The organism is Cellulosimicrobium sp. I38E (assembly GCF_001647255.1).
Lineage (GTDB): Bacteria > Actinomycetota > Actinomycetes > Actinomycetales > Cellulomonadaceae > Cellulosimicrobium > Cellulosimicrobium cellulans_E.
Map to the genome: position 1 here is coordinate 184412 of NZ_LUAZ01000017.1, position 13469 is coordinate 197880.

The 13469-nt window shown below is 74.2% G+C and carries 12 protein-coding genes; 4 read left to right on the forward strand and 8 right to left on the reverse strand.

The genetic code is table 11. The features are described 5' to 3' along the window. Window positions 1-429 precede the first annotated feature (429 nt). Window positions 430-3810: a discoidin domain-containing protein gene (locus A0J59_RS06075; protein WP_082918779.1), complete on the forward strand. Its 3381-nt coding sequence runs from the start codon at window positions 430-432 to the stop codon at window positions 3808-3810. Between the two features lie 30 nt (window positions 3811-3840). Here the strand turns inward: A0J59_RS06075 and A0J59_RS06080 are convergent, their stop codons facing one another. Both A0J59_RS06080 and A0J59_RS06085 read right to left on the reverse strand, forming a co-directional pair. Further along, window positions 3841-4425, reverse strand: a complete 585-nt coding sequence (locus A0J59_RS06080) for a pyridoxamine 5'-phosphate oxidase family protein (protein ID WP_064315541.1) — start codon at window positions 4423-4425, stop codon at window positions 3841-3843. A gap of 70 nt (window positions 4426-4495) precedes the next feature. Next, window positions 4496-4954: a hypothetical protein gene (locus A0J59_RS06085; RefSeq protein WP_064315542.1), complete on the reverse strand. Its 459-nt coding sequence runs from the start codon at window positions 4952-4954 to the stop codon at window positions 4496-4498. A gap of 141 nt (window positions 4955-5095) precedes the next feature. Here A0J59_RS06085 and A0J59_RS06090 point away from each other — a divergent pair, with 141 nt between their 5' ends. Continuing rightward, window positions 5096-6169, forward strand: a complete 1074-nt coding sequence (locus tag A0J59_RS06090) for an App1 family protein (protein WP_064315543.1) — start codon at window positions 5096-5098, stop codon at window positions 6167-6169. A gap of 79 nt (window positions 6170-6248) precedes the next feature. Here A0J59_RS06090 and A0J59_RS06095 read toward each other — a convergent pair whose 3' ends face one another. Further along, a complete protein-coding gene (locus A0J59_RS06095) occupies window positions 6249-7490 on the reverse strand; it encodes a putative sulfate exporter family transporter (protein ID WP_082918780.1) in 1242 nt (413 codons plus the stop codon). Beyond that, the gene (locus tag A0J59_RS21790; RefSeq protein WP_172820025.1) at window positions 7490-7654 is read right to left on the reverse strand and encodes a hypothetical protein; all 165 of its coding nucleotides are present in this window, start codon (window positions 7652-7654) and stop codon (window positions 7490-7492) included. The genes A0J59_RS06095 and A0J59_RS21790 overlap by 1 nt, the downstream gene beginning before the upstream one ends. 285 nt (window positions 7655-7939) lie before the next feature. Between A0J59_RS21790 and A0J59_RS06100 the strand changes: the two genes are divergently transcribed. Then, window positions 7940-8791 carry a hypothetical protein gene (locus A0J59_RS06100; RefSeq protein WP_064315544.1) on the forward strand — a complete coding sequence of 284 codons (852 nt, stop codon included), beginning with the start codon at window positions 7940-7942 and terminating at the stop codon, window positions 8789-8791. A gap of 100 nt (window positions 8792-8891) precedes the next feature. Here the strand turns inward: A0J59_RS06100 and A0J59_RS06105 are convergent, their stop codons facing one another. The 4 genes from A0J59_RS06105 to A0J59_RS21945 form a co-directional block, all read right to left on the reverse strand. Then, a complete protein-coding gene (locus A0J59_RS06105; protein WP_220084440.1) occupies window positions 8892-10049 on the reverse strand; it encodes a hypothetical protein in 1158 nt (385 codons plus the stop codon). 72 nt (window positions 10050-10121) lie between these two features. After that, window positions 10122-10568 (reverse strand): hypothetical protein, encoded by a 447-nt coding sequence (locus A0J59_RS06110; protein ID WP_064315545.1) that lies wholly within the window; start codon window positions 10566-10568, stop codon window positions 10122-10124. Between the two features lie 56 nt (window positions 10569-10624). Continuing rightward, the gene (locus A0J59_RS21940; protein WP_064315546.1) at window positions 10625-11275 is read right to left on the reverse strand and encodes a response regulator transcription factor; all 651 of its coding nucleotides are present in this window, start codon (window positions 11273-11275) and stop codon (window positions 10625-10627) included. Further along, on the reverse strand, window positions 11272-12612 hold the full coding sequence (locus tag A0J59_RS21945; RefSeq protein WP_052877345.1) for a sensor histidine kinase: 1341 nt from the start codon (window positions 12610-12612) through the stop codon (window positions 11272-11274). Before A0J59_RS21945 ends, A0J59_RS21940 begins: the two co-directional genes overlap by 4 nt. Before the next feature lie 110 nt (window positions 12613-12722). Here A0J59_RS21945 and A0J59_RS06125 point away from each other — a divergent pair, with 110 nt between their 5' ends. Then, complete coding sequence (locus A0J59_RS06125) at window positions 12723-13466, forward strand: ZIP family metal transporter (protein WP_047230994.1); 744 nt, start codon at window positions 12723-12725, stop codon at window positions 13464-13466. Window positions 13467-13469: the final 3 nt, after the last annotated feature.

Consider the following 13469-nt stretch of genomic DNA (forward strand, 5'->3'; position numbering starts at 1 on the left):
GGCCTGGCGGGAGCCGCGAGGAACGAGCGGCGGATGGTAGACGCGGCACCACCACCCACCCCACCCACCCAGGGCGACCACACGCCGTCGAACCCAAGAACCACGGCTCTACCTCGCGCGACCACGGCTCCACCTCGCGGGACCGCGGTTCTGACCTCGACGAACCTGGCGCATCGGGCGCTTGCGACATCTCTTGACGCCTCCTTCACCCGGCAGTAGCGTTCTTGCGTGTTGACGCAAGAAATCAACACTCCGTTGTGCGGTGCGGCACAGCGGGTCCGCAATTCTCGAAGGTACTGACCCGAGCCAGCCGGCCACGGCCGGACGTGCGCCGCGGCCCGTCCTCCGACCCGGGCGTCCGGTCCGGCGCGGGGTCGCGCTCGGCGCGGCCTGACGCCCGTCGACGACGACGGGAGATCGAGGACATCGATGAGACATCGACCCAGCACGTCGAACCGCACACCCGCCGGGGCGCCGCTGCGCCGGCTCCGACTGCTCGCCGCGACGGCGGGGGCAGCGGCCCTGCTCGTCCCGCTCGGTCTGACGACCACCGCGACGGCGGCGCCCACGGTGCTGTCCTCCGGGAAGTCGACGGCGGCGAGCAGCAACAACTCGCCGTACCTGTCCGGCAACCTCACCGACGGCAACCAGGGCACCTACTGGGAGTCGACCAACAACACGTTCCCGCAGTGGGCCCAGGTCGACCTCGGCGCGGCCGCCACGGTCGAGGACCTCGTGCTCAAGCTGCCCACGGGCTGGGAGACGCGCAGCCAGACCCTCAGCGTGCAGTCGAGCACCGACGGCTCGAGCTTCGCCACGATCAAGGCGTCGCAGGCGTACGCGTTCAACCCCGCGTCGGGGAACACCGTGACCATCGACGTCCCGGACACGTCCGCCCGCTACGTGCGCGTGCAGATCACGGCGAACACGGGTTGGCCCGCGGGCCAGCTCTCCGAGCTCGAGGTGCGCGGCACGGCCGGCAGCACCGACCCGGGAGGCCCTGGCAACCCGGAGCCTCCGACCGGCACCAACCTCGCGCTGAACAAGCCGATCGAGGGGTCGTCGACGGAGTGGCAGTTCGTGGCGAAGAACGCGAACGACGACAGCACGTCGACCTACTGGGAGGGCGCGGGCGGCCAGTACCCGAGCACGCTCACGGTCTCCCTGGACGCCGCGACGCAGCTCACGAACGTCGTCGTCAAGCTCCCGCCGGCGTCGGCGTGGGGCCCGCGCACCCAGACCTTCGAGGTCCAAGGTCGCGCGACCGCGACCGGCGCGTGGCAGACGCTCAAGCCGTCGGCGGGCTACCAGTTCTCCCCGACGTCGGGGAACACGGTGACGGTCCCCGTCACCGGCACGGCCAAGGACGTGCGCCTGAGGTTCACCGGCAACACCGGCTCCGGCAACGGCCAGGTCGCCGAGCTCCAGGTGTTCGGCACCGCCGCGCCCAACCCGGACCTCGTCGTCACGAGCGTCACCGCGACCCCGGCGTCGCCGCTGGAGTCGCAGGCGATCACGCTGTCGGCGGTCGTCAAGAACATCGGCACGCAGGCGTCCGCCGCGACCGACGTCGCGTTCACGCTGAACGGCCAGACGGTCGCGACCAAGCCGGTCGGCGGCCTCGCGGCGGGCGCCCAGGCGACCGTCACCGCGGACGTCGGCGCCCGCTCCGCCGGTAGCTACACGATCGGCGCGGTCGCCGACGCGGGCGGCACGGTCGCCGAGCAGAACGAGGGCAACAACGGGTACGCGAACCCGACCCCGCTCGTCGTCACCGCCGTCCCGAGCTCGGACCTCGTCCCGACCCTCACGTGGTCGCCGAGCAACCCCGCCGCGGGCAGCACGGTGACGTTCTCGGCGACGATCGCGAACCAGGGCAACGTCGCGACGTCGACGGCCGCGCACGGCCTCACCGTCACCGTGACGAACAAGGCGACGGGCGCCGTCGTGCGCACCCTCACCGGCTCCGCGAGCGGCGCGATCGCCGCGGGCGCGAGCAGCGCGAGCGTCAACCTCGGCACGTGGACCGCCGCGAACGGCAACTACGACGTCAAGGTCGTCGCCGCGCCGGACTCGACCGAGGCCGCCGCGAAGCAGGCCAACAACACCGCCACGCGACCCCTCTTCGTCGGGCGCGGCGCCAACCTGCCGTTCGACACGTACGAGGCGGAGGACGGCGTCACCGGCGGCGGCGCGACCGTGCTGGCGCCCAACCGCGTCGTCGGCGACCTCGCGGGCGAGGCCTCGGGCCGGCGCGCGGTGACGCTCAACCAGACCGGCGCGTACGTCGAGTGGACCACCAAGGCCCCGACGAACACCCTGCTGACCCGCTTCTCCATCCCCGACTCGGCGGGCGGCGGCGGGACGAACGCGACCCTCGCGATCTACGTCGACGGCCAGTTCCTCAAGAACATCGACCTCACCTCGCGCTACGCGTGGCTCTACGGCAACGAGACCAACCCGGGCAACCAGCCGGGCCAGGGCGCGCCGCGCCACGTCTACGACGAGGCGAGCACGCTGCTCGGCACGACCGTCCCGGCAGGATCGAAGATCCGCCTCCAGAAGACGGCGGGCAACACGAGCCAGTACGCGATCGACTTCGTCGACCTCGAGCTCGCGACGCCGCAGGCGAACCCGAACCCCGCGCAGTACACGCAGCCCGCGGGCTTCACGCACCAGGACGTCCAGGCCGCGCTCGACAAGGTCCGCATGGACGCCACGGGCACGCTCAAGGGCGTCTACCTCCCGGCGGGCGACTACCAGACGTCGAGCAAGTTCCAGGTGTACGGCAAGGGGGTCGACGTCGTCGGCGCCGGGCCGTGGTTCACGCGGTTCTTCGCGCCGCAGGGCCAGGAGAACACCGACGTCGGCTTCCGTGCCGAGGCGAGCGCGAACGGCTCGACGTTCCGCGACTTCGCGTACTTCGGGAACTACACGTCGCGCATCGACGGCCCGGGCAAGGTGTTCGACTTCGCCAACGTGAAGAACATGACGATCGACAACATCTGGGTCGAGCACATGATCTGCATGTTCTGGGCGTCCAACATGGACGACTCCGAGGTCACGAACTCGCGCATCCGCAACACGTTCGCGGACGCGATCAACATGACCAACGGCAGCGCGAACAACCACGTGCACAACAACCAGGCGCGCGGCACGGGCGACGACTCGTTCGCGCTCTTCGCGGCCACCGACAACGGCGGCAGCGGGCAGCGCGGCAACGTGTTCGAGAACCTCACCTCGACCAACACGTGGCGTGCGGCGGGCCTCGCGGTCTACGGAGGCCAGGACAACACGTTCCGCAACATCTACATCGCGGACACCCTCGTCTACTCGGGCGTCACGATCAGCTCGCTCGACTTCGGGTACCCGATGGAGGGCTTCGGCCCGGCACCGACGGTGTTCGACGGGCTCACGGTCGTCCGCTCCGGCGGCCACTTCTGGGGCGACCAGGTGTTCGGGGCCGTGTGGATGTTCTCGGCGTCCAAGGCGTTCGGGAACATCCAGGTGAACAACCTCGACGTCATCGACCCGACGTACTCCGGGATCATGTTCCAGACGAACTACGTCGGCGGGCAGCCGCAGAACACCTTCCAGAACCCGACCTTCACCAACGTGACCATCACGGGGGCGAAGAAGAGCGGCGACCAGTACGACGCGAAGTCCGGCTACGGCATCTGGGCCAACCCGATGCCGGAGGCCGGCCAGGGCCCGGCCGTGGGCACGGCGACGTTCACCAACCTCACGTTCTCGGGCAACTACCGGGACATCGAGAACACGACGTCGACCTTCACCATCACGCGCAACTGACCACGTCCCGGCACGACGCCGCAGCCCGCCTCACGAGGCGGGCTGCGGTGCGTCCGGGGCACGCAGGTCGGGCCGCTCGCCCGACCCGAACCGCCACCGCATCGCCGCGTGCTCGGCCGTGCGCTCGTAGGCGAACACGACCTCGGGCCGCACCGCGAAGACGAGCGCCGGGTCGCCGTCGTTGACGAACGCGCCGTCCTCGACCGTGAACGACCACTCGTCGCCGTACTTGCAGCGCCACCGCTCGGCGAGGCGGTGCAGCGCAGCGTCCTCGGTGACGCGCAGGGCCGTCCCTTCCACGACGACGTCGAGCGCGTCCTGGTAGACGTTCGTCCCGGTCGTGAGCACCACGTGCGCGTTCTCGGCGAGGTTGCGGGCCTTGCGCTCGTGCGGCCCCGTGGTGACGTGCAGGCAGCCGTCCGCGACGACCGTCATGAGCGGCGTGACGTGCGGCCGGCCGTCGGGCCGCACGGTCGAGATCCAGGAGATCTCGGCGCGCTCGAGCGCCCGCCGGACGGACTCCCAGGGAACCGGGCTCGCGCCCGGGGAGCTGTAGCCGGGGATCAGCGTGCCCTCCGGCGCGCCGGACGTGCTCGTGGGGGGTGCGGTCGTCATGCGGAGTCCTCTCGTCGGCGGTCTCGTCCGTCCCTCCTGGGACCGCCGAGCGCGCCCGGACTCATCGGCCTCAGCCCAGGTCGCCGGGCCCCGCCTCGTGGCCCGGCCGCCCGGCCGTGCGGCGCTCCTGCTTCATGCGCGCCTCGAAGAGATGGCGCACGCCGCCCGCGAGCTGCTCGCGCGCGGCGCGCTCATGGTCGCGGAACACCGACCAGTAGCCGTCGTCGTACTCCTCGACGAGCTGGAACGTCCAGCGTCCGGGCGCGACGTTGCGCCCCACCAGGTCGGTCGCGATCCGGTCGGCGACCTCCGCGTGCCCCGCCGCCCGGAGCTTCTCGACGGCGTCGCCGAGCGCGAGGTCCGCCTCCCCGGTGAGCTGGTGGAACGTGTACAGGTGCCCGCGCGCCCGCTCGGTCGTCTCGAGCGCCTCGCTCAGCGCGCCGAGCGCCTCGACGGTCGCGTCGCTCACGCCCGGCGGGGTCGCCCGCGTGGGCAGGTCGGCAGGGTTCGGGGGCGTCTGGTCGCTCACGCGCCCACGCTAGGTTCGGGCGCACCCGCCCGCACCCCGCCGGGCCCGGGGCCGCACGCCGCGGCCCGGCCGGGACCGCGCGCGTCGGCGGGCTGTGACAGGGTTGACCAGCCACCCCCGACCGAGGACACCGCTGCGCCCATGCCCCAGACCGCACCCGTACCGACCGTCACGACCGAGGCCACCCCGAGCCAGCGACCCCACCGGGCGGCGCGGCTCGAGGACCGGTGGCGCGCCGTCGTCTCCCGCTTCCAGAAGGCGCGCGGGTGGCGCCCCCGCGTGGAGCCGTTCGCCGGGTACGGCAGCCCCCGACGCGTCCGCGTCCTGGGGCGCGTGCTCCTCGCGAGCCCCGCGTTCGACCCCGCGCTGCACGAGCGCGAGTCCGCGGACCGCCGCGGCTGGCGGTACTTCTTCACCGCCCCGGCGCCGAGGGAGGAGGTCCGGGTCCACGTGGGCGACACGACCGTCGACCTCGTGTCCGACCGCGGCGGCTACCTCGACGCCACGATCGACGTCGCGCTCGCCCCCGGCTGGCACGACGTGACGTTCCGCCCGTCGTCGGGCGCCGTCGCGAAGGGCCGCGTGTTCGTCGTGGCGGACGGGCGCCGGCTCGGCGTCGTGTCCGACATCGACGACACCGCGATGGTGACCGCCGTCCCCCGCCCGTTCATCGCGGCGTGGAACACGTTCGTCCGGCACTCGAGCGCGCGCGTGCCCGTGCCGGGGATGGCCGCCCTCTACCGCGGGATCGCGACGGAGCGCCCCGGCACGCCGTTCGTCTACGTGTCGACCGGCGCCTGGAACACCGCCGCGAACCTGCGGCGGTTCCTCCAGCGCCACGGGTTCCCGCCCGGCCCGCTCCTGCTCACCGACTGGGGCCCGACGAACACCGGCTGGTTCCGCAGCGGCCCCGAGCACAAGGACACGTCCCTCGACCGCCTCTTCCGCGAGCTGCCCGACGTCGACTGGCTGCTGGTGGGCGACGACGGCCAGCACGACCCCGAGATCTACGCGCGTGCCGCGCGGCGGTACCCGGACCACGTCGCGGCCGTCGCGATCCGCGAGCTCACGCCCGCGCAGCAGGTCCTCGCCCACGGCTCCCCGCTGCCCACGCCGGGCAGCCTCCCGGGCGAGGTCGGCAGCGGCGTCCCGACGGCGTTCGGCCCCGACGGCGACGCGCTCACCCGTGCCCTCGCCCGGGCTCTGCGCCGCTGACCCGACGGCAGACGGCCACATGCCGGCCGCCCGCTCGTCGAGCGCCGCGCAGGGCCCGGCGCCCCCTCCTCGACCCGGGTCAGACCGTGACGTTCGCGAACAGGACGCTCGCGAGGCCGAGCCCGACGACGAGGTTGAACACCGTCGCGGACCCGAAGACGACGAGCGGCTTCCAGCCTGCCTCACGCACGGCCGTGACCTTGAACTCCAGGCCGATGGATACGAACGCGACGATGAAGAACACGGTGCTCAGCGACTTGAGGACCGCGATGTTGTCCGCCGACGCGTCGGCACCCACGGCGTTCACGTACACCGTGGCCGCGATCGACGCTGCGAGGAAGCCCAGCACGAACTTCGGGAACCGCGTCCACAGCTCGCTCAGGCGCGGGGCCGAGGCCCCCGGCGTCCGCTCCACCTTGAACGCGAAGTACGCGGTGAGCGCGATCGCCACGACGCCGATGAGCGCGTTCTGCGTCGTCTTGACGATCGCCGCGACCTGGAGGGCCTCGTCCCCGGCGAGGGCGCCCGCCGCGGTGACGGCCGCCGTCGTGTCGATGTTGCCGCCGATCCAGGCACCCGCGACGGCAGGGGTGAGCCCGAACGCCTCGGCGAGCGCCGGGAGGACGAAGATCGACGGGAGCGCGAAGAGGATGACGACGCTCGCCGCGTACGCGAGCTGCTCCTTCTTCGCCTGCACGGCCCCGGCGGCGCTGATCGCGGCGCTCACGCCGCAGATCGAGACGGCGGACGCGAGCAGCGCGCGCAGCTTGTCGTCGATCCCGAGGCGCCCGCCGAGCCACCACGTGAACCCGAACACGAGCGTGATGAGCAGGAACGCCTGCGCGATCGCCGGTCCCGCCGCGGAGACGATGAGCGCCAGGTTCACCGTCGCACCCAGCAGGACGAGCCCGGTCTTGATGAAGAACTCGGTGCGGAACGCGGCGGCGAGCCGGTCGCGCAGCCCGAGCGCGGTGAGCACGAGGTTGCCGAGCAGCCCGAGAGCGATCGCGTACACCGGATACTCGACCGCCTTGGCGATACCGGACAGCGGCGTGTCCGCGAGCCAGTCGGGCACGTTCTGCTCGAGGTAGCGGACCGACCAGGCGAGACCGAGGAGGACGACGAGCCCGGCGACGAGGTAGCCCGCCCCGGGGTTGCGGCCGTCCTGGACGACGGACTCCTCGAGGCTCGTGCCCGACGTCGGTCCACGCCCCTCGGGTGCCGTCGCCGGGTCGGTGGTCGCCTCGGTGCTCGGCCCGGTGCTCGGCTCGGTGCTCGGCTCGGTGCTCGTCGCGGCGGGAGGCGGGGTGGGAGCGCTCATCAGGGCACCAGCCCTTCGGGGATCAGGCCGAGCAGGCCGAGGGCGACGATCAGGAGGCCGACGCCGGTCGCGAGCCAGTCCTCGGAGAGGTGGACCCGGCGGACGGTCTCGACGGTGACGGGTGGCTCGACGCGCGCGGCGTCGGGAGGTGCGTTCTCGCTCATGGTGTTCCTGTCGCAGTGGAGGGCGGCGGTCCGGTGCGCGGGGCGACGGACGGCCGCGGGGACCGCGGGAGCGGTCTACCTCGCGACGGGTCGGGGTCCGTCGCCCCACCGACACAGCACGCCGGCGCGCGGCTCGCGCTCCGCAGGAGGAAGAGTGCCGGTCATGGCGTCATGGTCCTCGGGCGAGGCTGTCGTCCGGAAGCCTGTTCTCGCATATCGGACGAACGTGACACAACGTGACGTGTCCGGGGTGCCGTCACCGACGCGTGGTGGTTGCCTGGGGGAATGACGACGCCCGAGCTGCCCTTCCCCACGCCCGAACCCGAGCCCGAGCAGCCGCGACGCACCTGGCCGTGGATCGTGCTCACGATCGTCGCGGTGGTGGTGATCGGTGTCGTCGTGTGGCTCGTCAACCGCCCGACGGACGACGCGCCCGCGGCGGAGACCCCGACGGCGACGGAGTCGCCGAACCCGTCGCCGACGGGCACGGGCACGCCGACCGACGGCGCGTCGACGCCCGCCGCCGAGGGGTGCCCTGCGGCGGGTGACGGCGTCCCCGCGGGGGCGGGCACGCACGAGATCGTCGACGTGGACGGCGACGGCCGCCCGGACACCGCGTGGCTGACCGGCGGCGCGGACCGCGCGTTCGGGATCACGACGGCGTCGGGCGCGACGTTCTCCGCGCCGATCGAGTCCGCGAGCCCGGTCGCGGCGAGCGCGATCGTCCAGCTCGTCGCCGCGGGCGACGCCACGGCCCCGGTCGCGCTCGTCGACACGGGCCGCGAGGTCCTGCTGTTCTCCGCCGCCGACTGCGCCGTCACGCCGACGCAGAACGCCCAGGGCGAGCAGTACACGTTCGACAAGGGCTTCACCGGGTTCGGCACGGGCGTCGGGTGCACCGAGGTCGACGGAGACCTGCACCTCGCGGGCCTCAACGCCGTGTCCGACGACGGCACGTCCTTCACCGTCTCGCGCACCTTCGTCGACCTCGACGCGGGCGCGCAGACGGCGACGAACGGCGAGGAGGAGACGGTCGCGCAGGACGCCGCCCCGGACGACCCGGTCGTCACGACCGCCCAGGAAACCACCTGCGGCGACCTGGTAGCGGGCCAAGACGGCCCGGTAGAGCCCCAGTAACCCCGTCGAGCACGACGTTGCTGTCGTTATCGGGCTGATAACGACAGCGATGTCGTGCTCGACGGCGAGCGGCGTCGTGGTCGGCGGAGCGCGCCGGGCGCTACCCGCGGCCGCAGGCGCGGCACGTGCCGCGGCGGCGGAGCCAGTAGGCGTAGGTCGCCGCGCCGAGGGCGAGGGACCACACCGGCCACAGGAACGTCGGGCCGACGGCGCCCCACGAGTCCGCGGTGAACGCCAGCCGACTCTCGCCGAGCCCGATGACGATGAGCGAGAGCCCGGCGGGGAGCACCGCGACCGCGACGATCGTCGCGGGGACCACCGCGAGCCCGACGGGGACCCTGCGGCCCGCGAGTCCGACCATCCACCGGGGGAAGACCTCGCCCCAGCGCTGGAAGAGTCCGAGCGTGAGCACGGCGCCGACGAGCGCGAAGCCGCCGAGCCCGAGCGCCGCGACCCAGCCGTCGTCCCCGGCGAGCTGTGCGACGTCGTCGGGCGAGAAGCCGAGCGGGATGCCGAGGACCCACGCGATGCGCGTCACCGCGTAGAACGTCGGGATCGCGGCGGCGACGAGCGCGGCCGCCCGGCCCCAGCGCGCCGCGGCGGCAGGCGTCGTCCACGCGGGGTCGTGGCCGTCGTGCCGGCGGCCGCACGACGCGCACGCGCCGGCGCCGCGGCGCACGAACCGCCACGTCGAGGCGACGAGCAGGGCGGCGCCGGCCAGGAGCGCGAGCTGGGTCAGCGGGCCGGGGCCCAGGAAGTCCTCGAACGCCGCCCGGATCACGGGGTCGAACGGCGCCATGACGAGCGTGACCGGGAGATACCCGAGCCGCGCCAGGATCGACGCGTCGGTGAGCGCGAGCACCCCGGCCGAGACGAGCGCGGTCGCCGCGACGGTCAGCGCGCGGTCGGCCCGGGAGACGAGGCCGTGCCGGGCCCCGAGCCACGCCCGCAGGGCGGTCGCCGCACCCACGAGGGCGAGGACCGCGACCCACGGCGTGAGCGCCGCGCCCGCGACCCCGCTCAGGGCACCGAACGACAGGTCGTTCGCGTCGCCCACCGCGAGCGTGCCGCCGGTCAGGGTGACGACGAGGGCCGCGACTCCCCCGACCGCCCACCACGCCGCGGCGGTCGGGTCGATCCACCGACCACGGGCGGCGTGCGCCCCGGGACCGGGCGGCGCGCCGGCGAGGGACCCGACGGCGACCGTGCGCGGGCCGGACGGTGCAGCAGAGGACGGGGGCGGGGTTCGTGTGCTCATGACTCGACCCTCGCGTCCGGCAGGCCGCGCCGGATCCCCCGCGGCGACGACGTCGCTCCCCCGCGCGGGGGATCAGTCGTGCGCGGGCCCGCGACGCAACGCCCGGAGCGCGCCCGTGGACCACAGCGCCCACGCCACGAGGACGGGCTGGAAGAAGAGCCGCACGAACCGCTTGGCGTCCGTGTCGAGGCCGAACCCGTCCTTGCCCTCGAGCCACTGGCCGACGTTCCCCGGGAAGATCACGACGAAGAACGCGGCGGCGACCAGGCCCACCGCGACCCGCCAGCGGGACAGCACGACGAGCGACCCGCCGAGCGCGATCTCGACGGCCCCCGAGGCGAGGACCGTCACGTCCTCGTCGACCGGGAACCAGGACGGCACCTGGGCCTGGAACTCCTCCCGCGCGACCGTGAGGTGGCTGACGCCCGCACCCACCAGGGCGAGCCCGAGGGCGACGCGGGCGAGCGTCGCGACGGGCGGGACGGGTGGTGCGGGGCGGGTGAGCACGGAAAGGTCCATGGCGCGATCGTCGCACCGGGCCGGGACACCCGCAGCGCCCCGCGTCGGGCCGCCCGTCAGCCGGCCCGCACGAACCCGGACTCGTAGGCGCGCACGACGGCCTGGGTGCGGTCGCGCACGCCGAGCTTGGCGAGGACGTTGCCGACGTGGGTGCGCACCGTCTCGACACCGAGGTAGAGCTCGCCCGCGATCTCCGCGTTCGACAGCCCCTGCGCGACGAGCCGCAGCACCTCGCCCTCGCGCTCGGTGAGGTGCGCGGCGCGCAGCTCGTCGCCCGCGGGCGGTCGTGCCGTCGCGAGGCGCCGCACCGCGTCGGGGAACAGGAGCGACTCGCCGCGCGCGACGACCCGCACGGCCTGCGCGACCTCCTCCGGCCGCGCGCGCTTGAGCAGGAACCCGTGCGCCCCCGCCCGGAGCGCGTCGAGCACGTGGTCGTCGTTCTCGAACGTCGTGAGGACGAGCACGCGCGGTGCGTCCTCGCGCGCGAGGAGGGCGCGCGTCGCCACGATCCCGTCGACGCGCGGCATGCGCACGTCCATGAGCACGACGTCGGGGCGCGCCCGCGCGACGACCCCCGGCACCTCCGCGCCGTCGCCCGCCTCGCCGACGACCTCGAGGTCGGGCTCCGCGTCGAGGATCACGCGCAGCCCCGCGCGCACGAGCGGCTCGTCGTCCACCAGCACCACGCGCGTCGTCTCGTCGCTCATCCGCCCGATCCTGCCAGCGGGAACGTCGCGCGCACGACCCACGCGCCGCCGTCGGGCGTGGGGCCCGCCGCGACCTCCCCGCGCAGCAGGCGGGCCCGTTCGCGCATGCCCGCGAGGCCGCGGCGCTCGCGGCCGGACCCCTCGGGTGCCTGACGACGCGTGCCCGGCTTGAGGGGGTTGCGCACCTCGGCCACGAGCGCGCCGCCCGGACCCCGCGCCACCGCGACGGCGACCGGCTCGCCCGGGGCGTGCCGGAGCACGTTCGTGAGCGCCTCCTGGACCACGCGGTACGCCTCCTGGGACACCGCGCGCGGCACGTCCGGCAGCATGGCGTCGTCCCGCGCGAGGTGCACGTCGACGCCCGTGCGGCGTGCGTCGTCGAGCAGGGCGTCGAGGTCGGCGAGCGTGCGCGCCGGGCTGCGCACGGGCGCGCGCGGTCCGCCCGCCTCGGCCGGCGACGCCTCCGCGCGGAGCAGCCCGAGGACGTGGTCGAGGTCCGCCATCGCGGTACGGCCCGTCTCCTCGATCGCGGCGAGCGCGGCACGTGCCGCGGCGGGGTCGGAGTCGAGGAGACGGGCGGCCGCGGCCGCCTGGAGGGTCGTGACGGTCAGGGCGTGGCCCACCGAGTCGTGGAGCTCGCGCGCGAGCCGGCCCCGCTCGGCGTCGCGGTCGGCCGCCGCCTCGAGCTCCGCGATGCGCTCCGACTGGTCGGGCCCGAGGAGCGGGAGGGCCGCCTGCCGGAGCACCGCGCGCGCGAGCGCGACCGCGTACGGGACGGCGAGCAGCGCGAGCACCGCGGTGACCAGCCACGTCCACGCGGGCAGCGCCTCCCACGGCCGCCAGTCGGTGAGGAGCACCGGCTCGACCCCCGTCGCGGAGAGCACGAGCTGCGTCGCGACCGGGACGAGGAACAGCACCACGACGAGCACCGCGGCGCCGAGCGCGAGGTGCAGCCCGTACCAGGCCGCGGCGCGCCAGCGGGTCGCCGCGCCCGGGGGCGAGGCACCCGCCGGCACGGGCACGTCGACGTCGAGGAACGTCCGCACGGCCGCGATCTCGAGCGCGCGGACGGGCGCGAGGAACGGCGGCGTGCTCACGAGGACCGCAGAGACGAGCGCGAGGACGAGGGTCGCGACACGCGGCGTCTGCAGCGAGGCGAACATCTGCACGAACCCGGCGACCAGCGTCACGTACGCGCCGGCGACCACGCCCCCGACCACGAGGTAGACCCCGGCCCGGACCGTGGCCGCGCTGCGCAGCGGCGCGACGACCCGGTCCCACCCGCTCCGCCCCGGCACGGCCGCCGGACGGTCCGGGCGCGCGTCGTCGAACGTCATGGCCCCAGTCTCTCGGGGCGGGCCAGGGTGCGCCTCCCCCGGCCGGGGGACCTCGCGACGCGCGCCCCCGTCCCCGCGCGGTCCCGCCCGGCCGCTGGTCCAATGGGCGCATGGTCGGCTTCTGGTGGGGCCTCGTCGGCGCGTCGTCGCTGCTCCTCGGCGCGGCGCTGGTCTTCTGGCGACCGCCGGGCCAGCGGCTCGTCGGGCTCATCATGGCGTTCGGGTCGGGAGTCCTCATCAGCGCGGTCGCGTACGACCTCGTGGAGGACGCGTCCACGCACGCGAGCGGGCTCGTGCTGCTCGCGGGCCTCGCGGGCGGCGCACTGACCTTCTTCGTCGGCGACCGCATCATCGACCGGATGGGCGGCGAGGGCCGCAAGCGGTCCACGGGCGTGCAGGCGGAGTCCGTCCAGGCGGCGGGAGGGACCGGGGGCGCGGCGATCGCGCTCGGCACGGTGCTCGACGGCATCCCCGAGTCGGTCGTCCTCGGAGCGACGCTCATCGGGGGCGGCGGGGTGAGCGTCGCGATGCTCGCCGCCGTGTTCGTCTCGAACCTGCCCGAGGCGATGTCCGCGACGTCCGGGCTGCTCAAGGCGGGCACGAAGCCGTCGCGCCTCTGGGTGCTGTGGGGGTCGACGACCCTGGTCTCGGCGCTCGCGGCCGGGATCGGCTACGTCGCGCTCGACGGCGCATCGCCCGCGGTCGTGGCGATCACCCAGGCGTTCGCCGCCGGGGCGCTGCTCACCATGCTCGTCGACACGATGATCCCCGAGGCCACGGAGTTCGGCGGCCCGGTCACCGGGCTCGTCACGGTGCTGGGCTTCGCGACGGCGTTCGGGCTGAGCTCGCTCTGAGCG

What these genes read in the sequence shown, in the direction of transcription:
- A0J59_RS06075 (WP_082918779.1), top strand. Translation starts at nt 430, where the DNA reads ATGAGACATCGACCCAGCACGTCGAACCGCACACCCGCCGGGGCGCCG.
- A0J59_RS06080 (WP_064315541.1), bottom strand. Translation starts at nt 4,425, where the DNA reads ATGACGACCGCACCCCCCACGAGCACGTCCGGCGCGCCGGAGGGCACG.
- A0J59_RS06090 (WP_064315543.1), top strand. Translation starts at nt 5,096, where the DNA reads ATGCCCCAGACCGCACCCGTACCGACCGTCACGACCGAGGCCACCCCG.
- A0J59_RS06095 (WP_082918780.1), bottom strand. Translation starts at nt 7,490, where the DNA reads ATGAGCGCTCCCACCCCGCCTCCCGCCGCGACGAGCACCGAGCCGAGC.
- A0J59_RS21790 (WP_172820025.1), bottom strand. Translation starts at nt 7,654, where the DNA reads ATGAGCGAGAACGCACCTCCCGACGCCGCGCGCGTCGAGCCACCCGTC.
- A0J59_RS06100 (WP_064315544.1), top strand. Translation starts at nt 7,940, where the DNA reads ATGACGACGCCCGAGCTGCCCTTCCCCACGCCCGAACCCGAGCCCGAG.
- A0J59_RS06105 (WP_220084440.1), bottom strand. Translation starts at nt 10,049, where the DNA reads ATGAGCACACGAACCCCGCCCCCGTCCTCTGCTGCACCGTCCGGCCCG.
- A0J59_RS06110 (WP_064315545.1), bottom strand. Translation starts at nt 10,568, where the DNA reads ATGGACCTTTCCGTGCTCACCCGCCCCGCACCACCCGTCCCGCCCGTC.
- A0J59_RS21940 (WP_064315546.1), bottom strand. Translation starts at nt 11,275, where the DNA reads ATGAGCGACGAGACGACGCGCGTGGTGCTGGTGGACGACGAGCCGCTC.
- A0J59_RS21945 (WP_052877345.1), bottom strand. Translation starts at nt 12,612, where the DNA reads ATGACGTTCGACGACGCGCGCCCGGACCGTCCGGCGGCCGTGCCGGGG.
- A0J59_RS06125 (WP_047230994.1), top strand. Translation starts at nt 12,723, where the DNA reads ATGGTCGGCTTCTGGTGGGGCCTCGTCGGCGCGTCGTCGCTGCTCCTC.